The organism is Dongia soli (genome assembly GCF_034044715.1).
Classification (GTDB): Bacteria; Pseudomonadota; Alphaproteobacteria; order Dongiales; family Dongiaceae; genus Dongia_B; species Dongia_B soli.
Genome location: NZ_JAXCLW010000007.1, coordinates 71,835 through 86,911, shown reverse-complemented (window position 1 = coordinate 86,911; position 15,077 = coordinate 71,835). Strand labels below are relative to the sequence as shown.

The window sequence follows — 15,077 nt, the reverse complement described above, 5'->3', positions numbered from 1 at the left end:
GGGGATTATCATGAGCTATCCATTGCCGCCGCGTGCCGCGCAATTGCGCGAACGGACCCGTAAATTTGTTGAAGCCGAACTCATCCCCTGGGAAGTGCATGCGGAAATGAACGAAGGGCTGATCCCTGAGGATGCCAAAGCCAGGCACCAGCAATTGGCGCGGGAAGTCGGCCTCAATGCGATGGATATTCCCGTCGAATATGGCGGGAGCGGCTATACGATGCTGGAACAGGTCGTGGCCACCGAGCAGATCGGCCGCGTCACCAATGCCCTCGGCTGGTGTTACAGCAATGCCCAAAGCTGGATGCTGGCCGCCTGCTCGCCCTATCAGATCGAAACCTGGATCAAGCCGATCATCACCGGCGCGCGCCATGAATGCTATGCCATTACCGAATCCGAGGCTGGTTCGGATGTCGATGCCATCCAGGCAACGGCGCGCAGGAGAGGGGATCATTATCTACTGAATGGGGAAAAGTGGCATGTCACCAGCGGCAACCTCGCCGATATCATGATCTTCCAGGCGAAACTGACCGAAGGGCCGAAGGCCGGCAGCCATTGCCTGTTCTTCATCGACATGGAGAAGCCGGGTATCGAGGTGGTGCGCAGCCCGGCCTACACCCATACCTACGCCGCGCATCATCCGATCTATCGCCTGACCGACGTGCGCGTGCCCGTTGCCAACCGCATCGGCGCCGAGGGCGACGGCATGGGATTCACCTATGACTGGTTCCGCTATGAGCGGCTGATGATCGCCGCCCGCTGCTGCGGCGCCGCGGCCCGGCTGATCGACGAAGCCACCGCTTTTGCCAAGCAACGCGCGGTCTTCGGCAAGCCCCTCGCCGAGCAGCAGGCAATCCAGTTCATGCTGGCCGACAGCGTCACCGAATTATGGGCGGCGCGGCTGATGACCTATCGCACCGCCGAAGCGATCGATGCCGGCGAGGACGTGAAGGTCGTGCATGCACAATCCTCCATGGTCAAGCTCTATGCCTCGGAGATGGCCAATCGTGTCGCTGACCGTGCAGTGCAGATCTTCGGTGGGCGCGGCTATATGCGGGAAAATGTGGCGGAACGCTTTTTTCGCGAACTCCGCGTCGACCGGATCTGGGAAGGCGCCAGCGAGATCCAACGCCTGATCATCGCCAACGGCCTTTATAAGCGCGGCCAGGATGCGCTGATCGACTAGGCCTGACATCAGCTCGGCCGGATATCAACCAGGAACGTCAGCCTGCGGCGCGAAACGGATTGCGCGCCGCAACGGCGCCTGCGAGATATGGGAGGCGCGGCCTGGAAAGGGCCAGCCCGCGATATCGTCATTAATAGGGGGCATGTCATGTGGAAGTCTGTGCAGCCGACGATGCCGGTCCTGCTGGGGATCGGCTTCATCGAGGCAGCACTTGGCGTGCTCAACCCGCTGATCGGCATCCGGCTCAGCCAGAACGGAATCGGCTCCGATCTGATCGGTATCGTCGCCTCGGCCTATTTCGTCGGCTTCCTGATCGGCACCCTCACCTGCCATCGGATCATCGACCGGGTCGGACATATCCGCGCTTTCGGCGTCTTTGCCGTGCTAGCCGCCAATGCCACCTTGCTGATGATCGTGCTGCAGCATCCTTATGTCTGGATCGTCCTGCGCGCCGCCGCCGGCTATACCCTGGCCGGCGCCTTCGTCATCATCGAATCCTGGCTTAACGACAAGGCGACGGAAGACAATCGCGGCCGCGTTTTCGCGGTCTATTCGGTCGTCGCCTGGGGTGCCTCCGGCATCTCGCCGCTGGCGCTCAATTTGAAGGACCAGACCGGCACCCTGCTCTTCGCCCTGGCCACCATCTGCATCGCCAGTTCGATGATCCCCTTGGCCTTGACCAAAGTCGGCAATCCGGAAATCGGCCAGCGCAGCCATCTCAGCATCCTGCAACTGATCCGCATCTCGCCGCTTGGCGTGGTTTGCTGCTTCGGCGCCGGCATTTTCATCAGTGCGCTTTATTCGCTGCTGCCGGTCTATATCACCGCATCACCGCGCGCGGCGGCAACGCGCAGGAACTGGCTTTCCTCATCAGCATCGGCACCATTGCCGCCATCCTGGCGCAGTATCCGATCGGCCATATCGCCGACCATTACGGCCGACGGCCGATCATCATCGGCACCATGATCCTATCCTCGCTGTTGTCGATCGCCTTCACCATCAGCAGCGATATGCCCTATCTCGTCCTGCTGACGCTCTTCTTCCTGCTGACGGCCTTCAGCTCGCCGACCTATGCGCTCGGTGTCAGCCAGGCGACGGATTACATTGAAAAGCGCGATTTCGTCGCAGCTTCCAGCGGGCTCCTCTTCATCTGGGGTCTGGGCTCATCGGTCGGCCCGTTCACCGCGGGCCTGTTGATGGTACCGCTGGGCCCGAACGGCCTGTTCCAATTTCTCGCCGCCGGTTTCGCGGTCGTCGCCCTTTTCGCCCTCTATCGCGTGTTCCGCCGCCGCGCCAAGAGCGCAGCGGAGCAAAGCAACTATGTCGCGGTACCGGTTGGACAGGGAGCTGTCGGTGCGCCGGAACTCGACCCGCGCGGCGAGGCCGTGTCACATGGTCCCTCACCCGCGGTGAAAGAGGGCTTCGTCGAATAGATTGCGTCGGTTCCGATAGATTGGCCGGCGCGACTTGAGCATCTTCGCCGCCTTCGCGTGGGCACTTCTGCCTAGCACTGAAATCATGCACCGAGCTCGCGTTGGCGAGGTACACGAATAACTTTCCATCACCTTACAGAACACTGACGTTTGGGCGCTTTTTTTCGTCAATCGAGGCGCCCCGCTAGTATTTGTGACGATCACTTTGCGCCATCTCACTCATCTCGATGATGACAGCTCCTCGAGCGGAAGCGGATCATCGCTCCATCCGCGGAACAAGGGCGCGCGGACGTCAATCTCCTGACAAGCGCCTTATCCGCAATCAACAAACCGATGTGATGGACAATCGTCGCCTAAATCAATGCTGCCCGAGACGGACCGCTACGCTGATCGGCTGAGCGGTCCCGCAGGCTCGCCTTAACCGAGCCGGCAAAGCACAGAGGAGCTAAAGCATCATGGCGCCTGCAAAACCCTCCCACTCCTGGCGAGACCTAATGCAGTTATGGGGCATGATTCGTGATCGGCAGGATGACACCGGTCCGGCCTCGCAGCCTACATCGGAAGTGGTCGGTCCAACCACAGCGGAACATTCCCACCAAAGTGCTCCGCCGCCGGCGACACCAACAGTCTTGGCCTCACTCGCATCGCAACCGGACGGCCATGCCGGATCGGCAACTGGCGCAAGTGGAACGGCTGCGACTGAAACTGATGATCCATTTGCGCAGCCCGGCAATACCGGCAGCACGATATGGAACGCCGCGCCGACATCGCATCACACGGCGACAGGAAGTATGGATCCGCATTCCGGCCAGACAGCATCGCCGCCGGCGCCACAATCCGGCACGCCCTCGGATGACGGGATGACAACAACGCTCGCCAGCCTCAGCACCGATAGCAGCTCCCTCTCGGATCCCGCCTTCGTCGCGCCGCAGATGACGGCCGCGTTGGCGACAACGACGACCACGACCACCACCGTATCGCCGCCGCTGAGCCCGGTCGTGGTGCAGATGATCGACACGACCCATTGGCCCAATCCAAGTCCCGACCCGGCCGGGATTGCCTGGATCCCTGGCAGCACGCCCGGCACCGGCAAGTTGCTGGTCTCGGATTCGGAGATCGACGAAACGCCCTTCTTCCGTTCCGACAATCTCTTCGTCCTGTCGCAAACCGGCGCCTTTGACCATAGCACCAGCCTGGAAAGCTTCACCAAGGAGCCCACCGGCCTGGCCTATGATCCGCTTAACGGTCATCTTTTCATCAGTGATGACGTGGCCCACAAGGTCTTTGAAGTCGACCCCAACAATCCGGGCACGCTGATCTCCTCTTTTTCGACCCTGAATTTCGGCGCCAATGATACCGAGGATATCGGCTTCGATCCGGTGACCGGTCACTTGCTGGTGGTCGAGGGCGAACAGGGCAGCTTGCATCCGCGGACGATTTTTGAAACCACCACCAATGGAACCGTGGTTTCCACCGTCCAGTTGCCATCCACGCTCGGCGATCCCGAAGCCATCGCCTATGACCCGACCCGCAATGTCTATTACATGGGTGGCGAAACCTCGGCCGACATCTTCGTCGTCTCACGCGATGGGCAGCTTCTCGACACGATCAACCTGTTGGAAGGCTACGGCCGGCCCGATGCGCGCCGGACTCTCGTGAAGGCGCTTACCCTGGCGCCGAGCAGCGATCCGAATGATGATCCCAACACCATGTCGCTATGGGTTGCCGATTACGGGTCGGACCAGTTCATGGATGGGCGGCTCTTCGAGCTGCAGCTATCCCCCACCTCTACCTTGCCGCCGCTTTTCAGTGCCAACAACGACGTGGTCGATTTCGGCACCGTCTTCGGCGGCACCTATCTATACGGCTCGGAATACAACGCGCTTGGCGGGAATGATACGGTGAGCCTGCCGGCCGATGCGGCGGCCGCCACAGCTTCCGGCTATGACACCACCCAGCCTTTCCACGGCTGGGATGGCAATGATGCGATCACCGGCGGCAGCCTCGGCGAGACGATCTATGGCGATGCCGGTGACGACAAGCTGATCGCCAGGGGCGGCGACGATACATTGTATGGTGGTGCCGGCAAAGATACCCTGGCGGGCGGGCTCGGCAACGATCTGCTGAACGGCGGTTCGGGAACCGATACGGCGGATTACAGTGCGTCATCAACCGGCGTGATCGTCGATTTGAGCCTGGGCACCGCGACGGGCGAAGGCAATGACAAATTGGTCAGCGTGGAAAATGTCATCGGCTCCGCCTTCAACGACCAGCTGACCGGCGATGGTCTTGCGAATTCGCTGACCGGCGGCGGGGGCAGCGACATCCTGCATGGCAATGGTGGTAATGACACGCTGACCGGCGGCTCGGGTCTCGATCAGCTCTTTGGCGATGCGGGGAACGATACGCTCAAATGGGATAGCGCCGACAAACTCGATGGCGGGGCCGGCTTCGATACGGTCGATGCCAATCTTTCCAGTGCCGATACAATCGATCTGCGCGGACCCAATATCGCAACGGTCGAACGCATCCAAACCGGCGGCGGCAACGACACCGTGACCCTCAGCCTCGGCGATGTACTATCCGACACTGCAGATCATCAATTCGTTGCCGATCTCGGCAGTGGCACCGATACCCTCAATATCGACACGAGCGGCGGCTGGACCGCGACCGCGTCGAACGCGACCCTGGGGCCCACCGGAACCGCGGCCGGTATTTCGGTTGCCGGCATGGCCGCCCATAGCTTCACCAACGGCACCGACACGGTTACCGTCTTCAGCAATGCTGAACTTACGCACGCGCAGATCATCGCCTGATGCGTCCCCGGCATACTGTCCAGCCTCGGCCATGGCCGAGGCTGGTAGTGTTCGTCAATAGAGTTCCGTCCGGTAATCTTCTTCCAGGCTGCGATCGGCAGCGGCGACCTCGTCCTCATCCGGACCACGCTCCCGCCGGACTTCGGAGACCTGCTCCATGATGATGCGGGCGAGGCTCGGCATTTCCTTGCGGTCCACCTGGGGTTCCGCCGACCAAAGCCTGGAACGGCGGAACGCCTTCGCGCAATGCAGGAAGGCTTCCTCCACCGTGACGATGATGCCCGCTTTGGGCGCGCGGCCATCCACCGCCGACGGTGCCAGCAGGTCTTTATTCACCGTCACTTCCGCCGTGCCATTGACCCGCAGCGTATCCTCGAAGCCGGGGATGATGAAAATCAGCGCCACATTGGGATTCTCAAGGATATTCGTCAGGGAATCGATCCGCGCATTGCCGGGCCGCTCGGGAATGAGCAAGGTGCGGTCGTCCAGCACCCGGACAAAACCCGGTCTATCGCCACGCGGCGATATATCGGCCCTGCCGGCACCATCCGCCGAGCCAAGACAGAGGAACGGCGATAATTCGATGAAGCGGCGGCAATGCTTGTCCAACCGGTGAATGGCCTTGGCGACGGCCAGACCTTCCGGATGGCCGATAACGGCGCGCAAGGCTTCGTCGCTGCGAACCGGTGTTGGGTCGAAAGCCATGCTCTCCCTTCCTCTCGTTACGTGACGATGCGGCCGATTACGGCACTGTCACCAGCGGCATGGCGCGGCGGAACGGAACGGCATCGCTTTTCGGCCGGTCGAATGACTGGGCGTAGCGATGGCCGTCATAGACCGCCTGGGCGATCAGTCCCGGTGCCAGGCAATCGCCGATCCGGGTGACGGATTTGATCCCGGCAGCGACCAGGCTGGGTTGATCGTCATTGAGTTCGAACCACAGGTTTTCGTTCGGCAGGCGCGCCGTCACGCTGACCACCGCGGCCGCCGGCAGAATGCTGCCGGCACCGCCATAGACACAGCCCAGATGCAGTTCGCCGTCATGATATCGCTCGATATCTTTGGCGGTGACGATGCCGATGCCGAGCTTGCGCAGCCGTTTATTGATATGCACGACTTCCAGCGTATTGGCACTCCAGCTTGACGCGACATCGGCGACCGTCACCAGCGTCACCTCAAGCCCGGCCTGCCGCAGTTTTTCTGCGAGCACGCCGCCCATATAGAAATTGTCGTCGTCATAGAGCGCTACCGGGCCACGTGCCGGCATGCGTCCCGCCATGATGTCGTCCGGACTAAATACCGCTGCCGTCTCGAAGCCGGCGATCGCATAAGCATGGCTGCGCCCCACACCGTCCTTCCGCCAGGTTGCACCGGTCGCCAGCACCACATGTTCAAAGCCGAAATCGCGGATCTCGGCTGCCGACAGGCGGCTGTCGCGATAGAGGGTGACATTCGGCATCTTGCCGATCTGGAACAGGCGGTAATCCCGCACCCGGCCCCAGGCGCCAAGGCCCGGCAGCGCGGATTCTGCATTCACCCGGCCGCCCGGTTCGGTCGTCGCTTCGGCCAGATGCACATCGTAACCGCGCTGTCCCAAAGCGCGCGCCGCTTCGAGCCCCGCGGGACCGGCCCCGACGATCAGCACGCTGCTTTCGGAGGCACGCGGCGCGATCACTTCCGGATGCCACTCCTTGCGCCATTCCTCACCCATTGTGGGATTCTGGGTGCAACGGATCGGCGTGATCAGGTGATCGCCGGTGACGCAGATATTGCAGCCGATGCATTCGCGGATATCCTCGATCCGTCCTTCCTCGATCTTCCTGGGCAGGAAGGGATCGGCGATCGACGGACGCGCGGCACCGATGAAATCCAGCACGCCGCTCTTGATCAGCTTCACCATATGATCGGCCGAAGTGTAGCGGCCAACGCCAACCACCGGCTTGCTGGTCAACTTCTTCACAAAGGCGATGTACTTCTCCTGGAAACCCTCCTCGGCGAAACGCGAGGTCATGGAATCATATTTCCAGTTGCTGACATTGACGTCCCAGAGATCCGGCAGCTCCGCCAGCATCTCGACGACCTCGCGCCCCTCGCCTTCGCTGGTGATGCCGTAATTCCCCATCATTTCTTCGACGGCGAAACGCACGGCGACACCGCAGCGATCGCCCACCGCATCCTTCACATCCTCGATCAGCTCGCGGAACAGGCGCACACGGTTTTCCAGCGAACCGCCATATTCGTCACTGCGATCGTTGCGGCGCTTCTGCAGGAAATGCATCGCCAGGCTGAGGTCGTGGCCGGCATAGACATAGACGATGTCAAAACCGGCCTGCTTCGCCCGCAACGCCGCATCGCGATGCCAGCGGCGATAATCGCGGATATCGGCGCGGTCCATCCGCCGCGCCTGCCAGGGATGATAGCTCGCCGGTTCATGACGCGGGCCGATCAGCGCCTCGCGGCTGGTAAGGTTGGAGGAAGAGGGGCCGTTATGGGTAAGCTCGATCGCCGCCAAGGCGCCATGCCGATGCACTGCCTCGCACATCATGGCGTTATGCGGAATGTCGTGATCATCCCAAAGCCGCGCCTCGATATAAGGCGAGATATCGCCGGTCCAATGGATCTCGCATTCTTCGGTGGAGACGACCGCCCAGCCGCCTTCCGCCTTCATGCCGCGCATCGCCGCATGGGCCTGGGGATGCTGATGTCCCATGCCATTGCAATGGGGCACCTGATAGAAGCGGTTCTTGGCCGTCACCGGCCCGATCTTCATCGGCTGGAACAGGATGTCGTAACGTGGATCGCGGTTCATTTTCTTATCCCTGACTCTTCGGCGCGGCACTGTAGCGCGGCCGCCTTCCCGGCAGCAAGCTTGCGCCGGCCAAGGTTGATTACCGACATGCTGCCTTGCTAGGCTGGCCACCTATCGATTGAGGGTATGATGGCAGCCGATCTCGAAATCCTGGAAAAACAACGCATACTCGACAGTTTCCTGAAGGTGGATCGCTACCGCCTGCGCCACAGCGCCTTCAATGGCGGGTGGGTGGGGCCGATGAACCGCGAGGTCGTGGCCCGGCCCATCTGTGTCGCCGTGCTGCCTTATGATCCGGTTGCCGATAAAATCCTGCTCATCGAGCAGTTTCGTCTGCAAGCCCATCTCGCCGGCCTGCCGGCCTGGCAGCGCGAGGTCATCGCCGGCATCAACGACAAGAACGAGGCGATCGACGAGATCGCGCGGCGCGAGGCCCTGGAAGAGGCCGCCTGTGCCGTGACCGAGCTTTGGCCGGTCTATCGCTATCTGGTCAGTCCCGGACTCACCACCGAAACACTCTGTGTTTTTCTTGGCCGTTTCGACAGCGAAAGCTGGAAAGGCGGCGTGCATGGGCTCGATTATGAACACGAGGATATCCGCGCCAGCCTGCATGATGCCGCCACCGTGCCGGAAATTTTGGAAACCGGTCATACCGGCAATGGGCCGTTGATCCTCACCTTGCAATGGTTTCTGTTGAATCGCGAAAAAGTGCGGCGGAAATGGCGGTGAGATGATGCGACGTCTTGCCGTTGCCCGCTTGTGGTATGAGGGCAATTCCTTCACGCCGGTCACCACCGGGATTGAGATCTTCCGTGCCCGGGAATGGGTATCGGGCGACGCCGCAAAGGATTTTTATCGCGGCACGGCGACCGAGATCGGTGCTGCCGTCGCTTTCGCCGAAAGCCAGCCGGATTGGCAGGTCGAGTTTCTGCTCTGCACCGCGGCACCGCCGGGCGGGCCGGTAACGCCGGATGCTTTCGCGACGATCCGGGCGGCAATCCTGGATGGATTGCGGCAGCAGACATGGGACGCCGTCTATCTCTCCCTGCACGGCGCCACCGTATTGGTGGATAACCCGACGCCGGAACTGGACTTGCTGCGCGACGTCAGAGCCGTCATTGGCGACGTGCCGCTCGGCGCCAGCTTCGATCTCCATGCGCATCTTTCGCCTGAGATAGTGGCAGAGCTCTCCGTCGCTGCCGGTTACAAGACCTATCCGCATATCGACATGGCCGAAACCGCCATGCTGGTATTGCACGCAGTGACCGCCACGGCGGAGAAGCGCATCGCGCCGGAAATGGCGATCGCCAAACTGCCGGCCATTCTGCCCAGCTTCAACATGCGCACCACGGACGGGCCGATGGCGGAACTGCAGCAGCTGGCGCAAGATTGGCGCCGCAAGCCGAAGATGATCGACGTCAGCCTGTTCGGCGGCTTTGCCTATGGCGATTCCCCCTTTGCCGGCCCCAGTGTCATCGCGACGACCGATGGAGATCCCGATCTGGCGCAACGAGCGGTGACAGAGCTCAGCGCAGCGATGGCGACCCGGCGCGACGACTTCTATGTTTCGATAGCGGGTCCGGCCGAAGGATTACGGCAGGCCTTGGGACTGATCGGCGACAAGCCGGCGGCAGTGATCGATCCTTCCGACAATCCGCTGTCGGGCGGGATTGGCGATACGCCGGGCTTGTTCCGCGCCCTGCTGGAGCTGCGGCCCAATGTCCCTGCCGTCTTCGGCTTCTTCTGGGACCCGCCTTTGGTCGCTCGTTGCCATGCGGCAGGGATCGGCCAAAGACTGTCAGCGGCTCTGGGCGGCCGCATCACCCAGGCTTTCGGCGCACCGGTCGAGGTCGAGGCGACCGTGCTCGCCTTGACCGACGGGCAATTCCGTAATCTTGGGCCAATGGAAACCAATCTGCCGGTCAATCTGGGCCGCACCGCCTTGCTGGATGTCCAGGGCATCAAGGTGATCGTCACCGAGAGCTGCCAGACGCCGAACGATCCGGGCTATTTTGAGTTGCACGGTATTGATCTTGGTAAAACCGGCCTCCTCTGTGTGAAGGCCAAGAATCATTTCCGGGCCGCGTTCAAACCCCTGACGCGAGCGATTATCGAAATCGACGCGCCCGGCCCAGCATCGCCCAATATTCGTCATTATTCTTTCCGTCATGCACCCCGGCATCTCTATCCGTTGACTGAAGCGGACGACCATTGATCCAATGACCATTGATCCAATGACCATTGATCCGTCGCGGTGGAGAGCCTATTTTACACTTCATCTGTGATTTAACGGGATCACCATGAAAGCTATCCGCGACGGTTTCATCGACGCCATCGGCAACACCCCCTTGATCAAGCTCAAGGGCCCTTCGGAACTGACGGGCTGCACGATTCTGGGCAAGGCGGAATTCCTCAATCCCGGCGGTTCGGTGAAGGATCGGGCCGCCTTGGCAATCATCACCGATGCCGAAAAAAGGGGCCTGTTGCGGCCCGGCGGGCTGATCATTGAAGGCACGGCCGGAAATACCGGAATCGGCCTTGCTCTGGTCGGCAATTGCCGCGGCTATAAGACGCTGATTGTCATTCCGGAAACCCAGTCGCAGGAAAAGAAGGATATGCTGCGCCTGGCCGGCGCCGAACTGAAGGAAGTGCCGGCGGTCCCCTACAAGGATCCCAATAACTACGTGAAATATTCCGGCCGCCTCGCCGAGGAACTGAAGGACAGCAATCCGAACGGCGTGATCTGGGCCAACCAGTTCGACAACACCGCCAACCGGCGTGGCCATTATGAGACCACCGGCCCGGAAATCTGGGAACAGACGGACCATAAGGTCGACGGCTTCATCTGCGCGGTCGGATCGGGCGGCACGCTGGCAGGTGTCGGCATGTATCTGAAGGAGCGCAACCCAAAAATCCAGATCGGTCTGGCCGATCCGGAAGGCGCTGCGCTCTACTCCTATTACAAGACCGGCGAGTTGAAGGCGGCTGGCTCCTCGATCACCGAGGGTATCGGCCAGGGCCGCATCACCAAGAACATCGAGGATATGCCCGTCGACCACGCCTATCAAATCACCGATAGCGAGGCCCTGCCGGTGATCTTCGATCTTCTCAAGCGTGAAGGGCTATGTCTTGGGGGTTCCAGCGGCATCAATGTTGCCGGCGCGATCCGCTTGGCCCGCGAATTAGGGCCAGGCAACACGATCGTGACAGTGCTCGCCGATTACGGCAGCCGCTATCAGAGCAAGCTTTTCAATCCGGAATTCCTGCGCAGTAAGAATCTACCGGCTCCCGACTGGATGTAATGGACAACCGGGTCATCGTCGAGTGACCCGCTTTTTCATGCCGCCATGGCACGGCAGGATTCAGCACATGACCTGCACGTGCGCGCGCAATCGATCTCACCGAGCCGCTCGCAATCCGCCGCGCAGATCTCGCATATGTCCGCGCAAATGCCACAGAGCTTCCGGTAGCGCGCTGGTCCCATCAGCGTAATGGATGTCCGGCACGTTTCGGCACAGGAGGTTATCAAGCGAAAGTGATTCACCGCGGTACGTCCACGGCCGGTAAGAAGGCAATGTGCCACAGCAGTGCCAAGGACCGTGCGATAGCAGTCCAAGCACGTTTCAATACACTTTTGCAGATTTTCTGGACTTTCCTGCATAGGCCCTCTCCCATTGGCCGCGCTGCGTCAGCCAATCCCTCGTCCCAGGACCAGATAATCGCCATGTGGCCACTAAGTTCCTAAACGTCGGCGCACTGGTGGCGATCGCCGCGCCGGCTTCAGGGCGGAGTTGCTTGACCCTGCCGAGGCGAGCTTCCATAGTTGGCCGTAAGCGGAGGCTTCCTTTTTAAGCTAAGACTTTATGAGCCAATTCATGGAATTGTTGTTTCGCCAGGACGCCTATCTCAAGGACTGCACGGCTACTGTAACCGCCGTCGACAACGAGGGCATCCGGCTGGACCGGACCGTCTTTTATCCGATGGGCGGCGGCCAGCCCGGCGACAAAGGCCAGTTAATTTTGGCGGATGGTAGATGCATCGAGATCACCGATACGCTCAAGGATCAGGCGCCTGATTCGGTTCGGCATATCGCCGAAAGCCAGCCCGAGCTGCAGCCCGGCATGCAGGTGACGGCTCGCATCGATTGGCCGCGGCGGCACCGCCTGATGCGCATGCATACTTGCCTTCATCTGCTCTGTTCGCTGATCAAAGGCGATGTCACCGGCGGGCAGGTAAGCGACGGCAAGGGCCGGCTCGATTTCAACCTGCCGGAAACCGTGCTAGACAAGGAACAATTGACCCGCGACCTCAACGCGCTGATCGCCGGTGATCATCCGGTGCAGCCACGCTGGATCAGCGATGAGGAACTGGCGGAAAAGCCGGAACTGGTCCGCACCATGTCGGTCAAGCCGCCGAGCGGCCAAGGCAAGGTACGGCTGCTCGATATTGTCGGCGTCGATCTTCAGCCTTGTGGCGGCACGCATGTGGCGCGAACCGGCGAGATCGGCCGCGTCGAGATTTCCAAGATTGAGAACAAAGGCAAAATGAACCGGCGCGTCAACATCGCTTTGCTCGATGCATGACCGTGATGGAGATTATATGAGTATGACTTACGCCAATCCGCAGAGCCTGGTCTCAACTGATTGGCTGGCAGCCAATCTCGACCAGCCCGATCTGCGGATCGTCGATGCCACTTATTACTTGCCGATGCAAGGCAAGAATGCCCGCGCTGCTTATCTGGAACAGCATATTCCCGGCGCGCTCTTTTTCGACATCGACGACATCGCCGATACGACGAGTCCATTGCCGCATATGCTGCCGCCCCAGGAGAAGTTCTCCGCCCGCATGCGCAAGCTTGGAATCGGCGACGGCAATCGCGTCGTAGTCTATGACCGGACCGGCCTGCTGGGCGCGGCCCGCGTCTGGTGGATGTTCCGCATTTTTGGCAAGAGCGACGTCGCCATCCTCGATGGCGGCTTCCCGAAATGGCTCGCTGAAGACAGGCCAACCGAAGACGGCGAGCCTCATCTGCGCGAGCGCCATCTGACCGCCCGGCTCGATAACACCCAGGTCCGCTCCAAGGATCAATTGCTGCGCAATCTAACGACCAAGCGCGAGCAGGTGCTGGACGCCCGGGCCGCCGGCCGCTTCAACGCGACGGAGCCCGAGCTCTGGCCGGGTCGTCGGGCCGGCCACATTCCCGGCTCCTTCAATTTGCCCTATAACCAGCTTCTCAATCCGGCTGACGGCACGATGCTGCCGGCAGACCAGCTCAAAGCCAAATTCGCCGCCAGCGGGATCGACCTCGCCAGACCGGTGGTGACAACCTGCGGCTCCGGTATTACCGCAGCCGTGCTTGCTTTCGGCCTGCATCTGATCGGCCACCGCGACGTCGCCGTCTATGATGGTTCCTGGGCCGAATGGGGCTTGCCGGGCGATACGCCGGTGGAGCCGGCCTGACCGCGATGGCAGATCGCCCCGGGATAGAGACGCCGTCGCCGGCAATGGTCATTCGTCCCTATGCGGCGGCGGATTTTTCGGCCGTCGTCAGCCTGTGGGATGATTGTGGGCTCAACATGGCCTATAACGATCCGCAGCGTGACATCAGCCGCATGACAGCTTCCCAGGACTGCCAGCTCTATGTCGGCACGGTGGAAGATGCGATCGTCGCCAGCATCATGGTGGGGCATGACGGCCATCGCGGCTGGATCTATCGCCTTGGCGTGGCACCCGATCATCGGCATCGCGGTTATGGTCGCGACCTGATGCAACTGGCGGAGAACTGGCTGACGGCACGCGGTATCGCCAAATGCCAGTTGATAATCCGCGAAGACAATAACGCGGCCGGCGGCTTCTATAAAGCCATTGGTTATGAGGACACGCCACGGCGCCTGATGGCGAAGTGGCTGAATGCCGACCGCCCCGAAATGGAAGCAGCGAAACTGGACGTGGTCGTTACCTATCTGGAGATGACATCGCGACCGACCCGCCCCAGCACGCCCATGCCGCTCGGTAATTATGCATTGCTGAAGCTGGAAGAGCCGACGGTCGCGTACTATCGCTATCTCTACAATACGGTCGGCGAACCCTGGTTCTGGTACGAGCGGCGTGAGATAGGCGACGCGGCTTTGCAAGCCGCGATCCGCGACCCCAATATCGAAATCTATGTGCTGCATGCCGGCGGCGTGCCAGCCGGCTATGCTGAATTCGATCGCAATGCCCTGCCCGACCTCGCCATCGCCTATTTCGGCCTCGTGCCGGACTTTATCGGCCGCGGCCTCGGCAAGTATTTTCTGAATTGGGCAATTGATCGCGCCTGGTCTTATGAAGGCGTCGAACGTGTCACCGTCGATACCTGCACGCTCGATCATCCGCGCGCCCTCGCCGCATATCAACGTGCTGGTTTTCAGCCGATCCGGCAGGATGCCAAGCGCATCATCGATCCGCGTCTCAAAGGCCTGATCCCCGCTTGGCGCCAGCCGCGCCTACCGGTAGCGATTTAGCGGAGACCGGCAATGAGTGGCCAGTTCCAGCGCTTAGCCGATCAAGACCGCCAACCGGTCGACTTGACCATTGACGGAACGGCAATTCAGGCGCTCGAAGGCGATACCTTGCTGACGGCAATCCTGCTTCATCGCGACCATCTGCGGCAAAGCGAATTCGGCGATGGCGCGCGCGGCGGCTTTTGCCTCATGGGTGCCTGCCAGGATTGCTGGGTCAGTGCCGCCGATGGCAGCAGGCTTCGCGCTTGCACTACCTATGTCGTGCAAGGCATGTCGATCGTCACCGCGCCAGAGGCAGGCGCATGACAGGGCCGGTGCATGATAAGGGCC

General features: G+C 61.1%; 13 protein-coding genes. 11 read left to right on the top strand and 2 right to left on the bottom strand.

Going from position 1 to position 15,077, the window contains the following annotated elements; all coding sequences use genetic code 11:
* Nucleotides 1–10 precede the first annotated feature (10 nt).
* From SMD27_RS19505 to SMD27_RS19490, 4 genes are all read left to right on the top strand, one after another.
* Nucleotides 11–1,186 (top strand): acyl-CoA dehydrogenase family protein, encoded by a 1,176-nt coding sequence (locus tag SMD27_RS19505; protein ID WP_320510110.1) that lies wholly within the window; start codon nucleotides 11–13, stop codon nucleotides 1,184–1,186.
* Between the two features lie 147 nt (nucleotides 1,187–1,333).
* Entirely contained in the window at nucleotides 1,334–2,152 is an 819-nt protein-coding gene (locus SMD27_RS19500) for an MFS transporter (protein ID WP_320510109.1), read from the top strand.
* Nucleotides 2,044–2,619 (top strand): MFS transporter, encoded by a 576-nt coding sequence (locus tag SMD27_RS19495; RefSeq protein ID WP_320510225.1) that lies wholly within the window; start codon nucleotides 2,044–2,046, stop codon nucleotides 2,617–2,619. Before SMD27_RS19500 ends, SMD27_RS19495 begins: the two co-directional genes overlap by 109 nt.
* Nucleotides 2,620–3,479: 860 nt before the next feature.
* Nucleotides 3,480–5,435, top strand: coding sequence for a hypothetical protein (locus SMD27_RS19490; RefSeq protein WP_320510108.1), 1,956 nt, complete (start codon nucleotides 3,480–3,482; stop codon nucleotides 5,433–5,435).
* 54 nt (nucleotides 5,436–5,489) lie between these two features.
* Here SMD27_RS19490 and SMD27_RS19485 read toward each other — a convergent pair whose 3' ends face one another.
* Both SMD27_RS19485 and SMD27_RS19480 read right to left on the bottom strand, forming a co-directional pair.
* On the bottom strand, nucleotides 5,490–6,140 hold the full coding sequence (locus SMD27_RS19485; RefSeq protein ID WP_320510107.1) for a pyridoxamine 5'-phosphate oxidase family protein: 651 nt from the start codon (nucleotides 6,138–6,140) through the stop codon (nucleotides 5,490–5,492).
* Between the two features lie 37 nt (nucleotides 6,141–6,177).
* A complete protein-coding gene (locus SMD27_RS19480; RefSeq protein ID WP_320510106.1) occupies nucleotides 6,178–8,244 on the bottom strand; it encodes an oxidoreductase in 2,067 nt (688 codons plus the stop codon).
* Between the two features lie 126 nt (nucleotides 8,245–8,370).
* Here SMD27_RS19480 and SMD27_RS19475 point away from each other — a divergent pair, with 126 nt between their 5' ends.
* The 7 genes from SMD27_RS19475 to SMD27_RS19445 all read left to right on the top strand — a co-directional run bounded on the left by SMD27_RS19475 (nucleotide 8,371) and on the right by SMD27_RS19445 (nucleotide 15,053).
* On the top strand, nucleotides 8,371–8,973 hold the full coding sequence (locus SMD27_RS19475) for an NUDIX domain-containing protein (RefSeq protein ID WP_320510105.1): 603 nt from the start codon (nucleotides 8,371–8,373) through the stop codon (nucleotides 8,971–8,973).
* A gap of 1 nt (nucleotide 8,974) precedes the next feature.
* Nucleotides 8,975–10,459 carry a M81 family metallopeptidase gene (locus tag SMD27_RS19470; protein ID WP_320510104.1) on the top strand — a complete coding sequence of 495 codons (1,485 nt, stop codon included), beginning with the start codon at nucleotides 8,975–8,977 and terminating at the stop codon, nucleotides 10,457–10,459.
* Nucleotides 10,460–10,544: 85 nt separating this feature from the next.
* Nucleotides 10,545–11,546, top strand: coding sequence for a cysteine synthase A (locus SMD27_RS19465; RefSeq protein ID WP_320510103.1), 1,002 nt, complete (start codon nucleotides 10,545–10,547; stop codon nucleotides 11,544–11,546).
* A gap of 573 nt (nucleotides 11,547–12,119) precedes the next feature.
* Entirely contained in the window at nucleotides 12,120–12,827 is a 708-nt protein-coding gene (locus tag SMD27_RS19460; RefSeq protein ID WP_320510102.1) for an alanyl-tRNA editing protein, read from the top strand.
* A 16-nt stretch (nucleotides 12,828–12,843) separates the two neighbouring features.
* Nucleotides 12,844–13,704, top strand: a complete 861-nt coding sequence (gene sseA / locus SMD27_RS19455; protein WP_320510101.1) for a 3-mercaptopyruvate sulfurtransferase — start codon at nucleotides 12,844–12,846, stop codon at nucleotides 13,702–13,704.
* 5 nt (nucleotides 13,705–13,709) lie between these two features.
* A complete protein-coding gene (locus SMD27_RS19450; RefSeq protein WP_320510100.1) occupies nucleotides 13,710–14,747 on the top strand; it encodes a GNAT family acetyltransferase in 1,038 nt (345 codons plus the stop codon).
* Between the two features lie 12 nt (nucleotides 14,748–14,759).
* Nucleotides 14,760–15,053: a (2Fe-2S)-binding protein gene (locus SMD27_RS19445; RefSeq protein WP_320510099.1), complete on the top strand. Its 294-nt coding sequence runs from the start codon at nucleotides 14,760–14,762 to the stop codon at nucleotides 15,051–15,053.
* The last annotated feature ends 24 nt before the right edge of the window (nucleotides 15,054–15,077 follow it).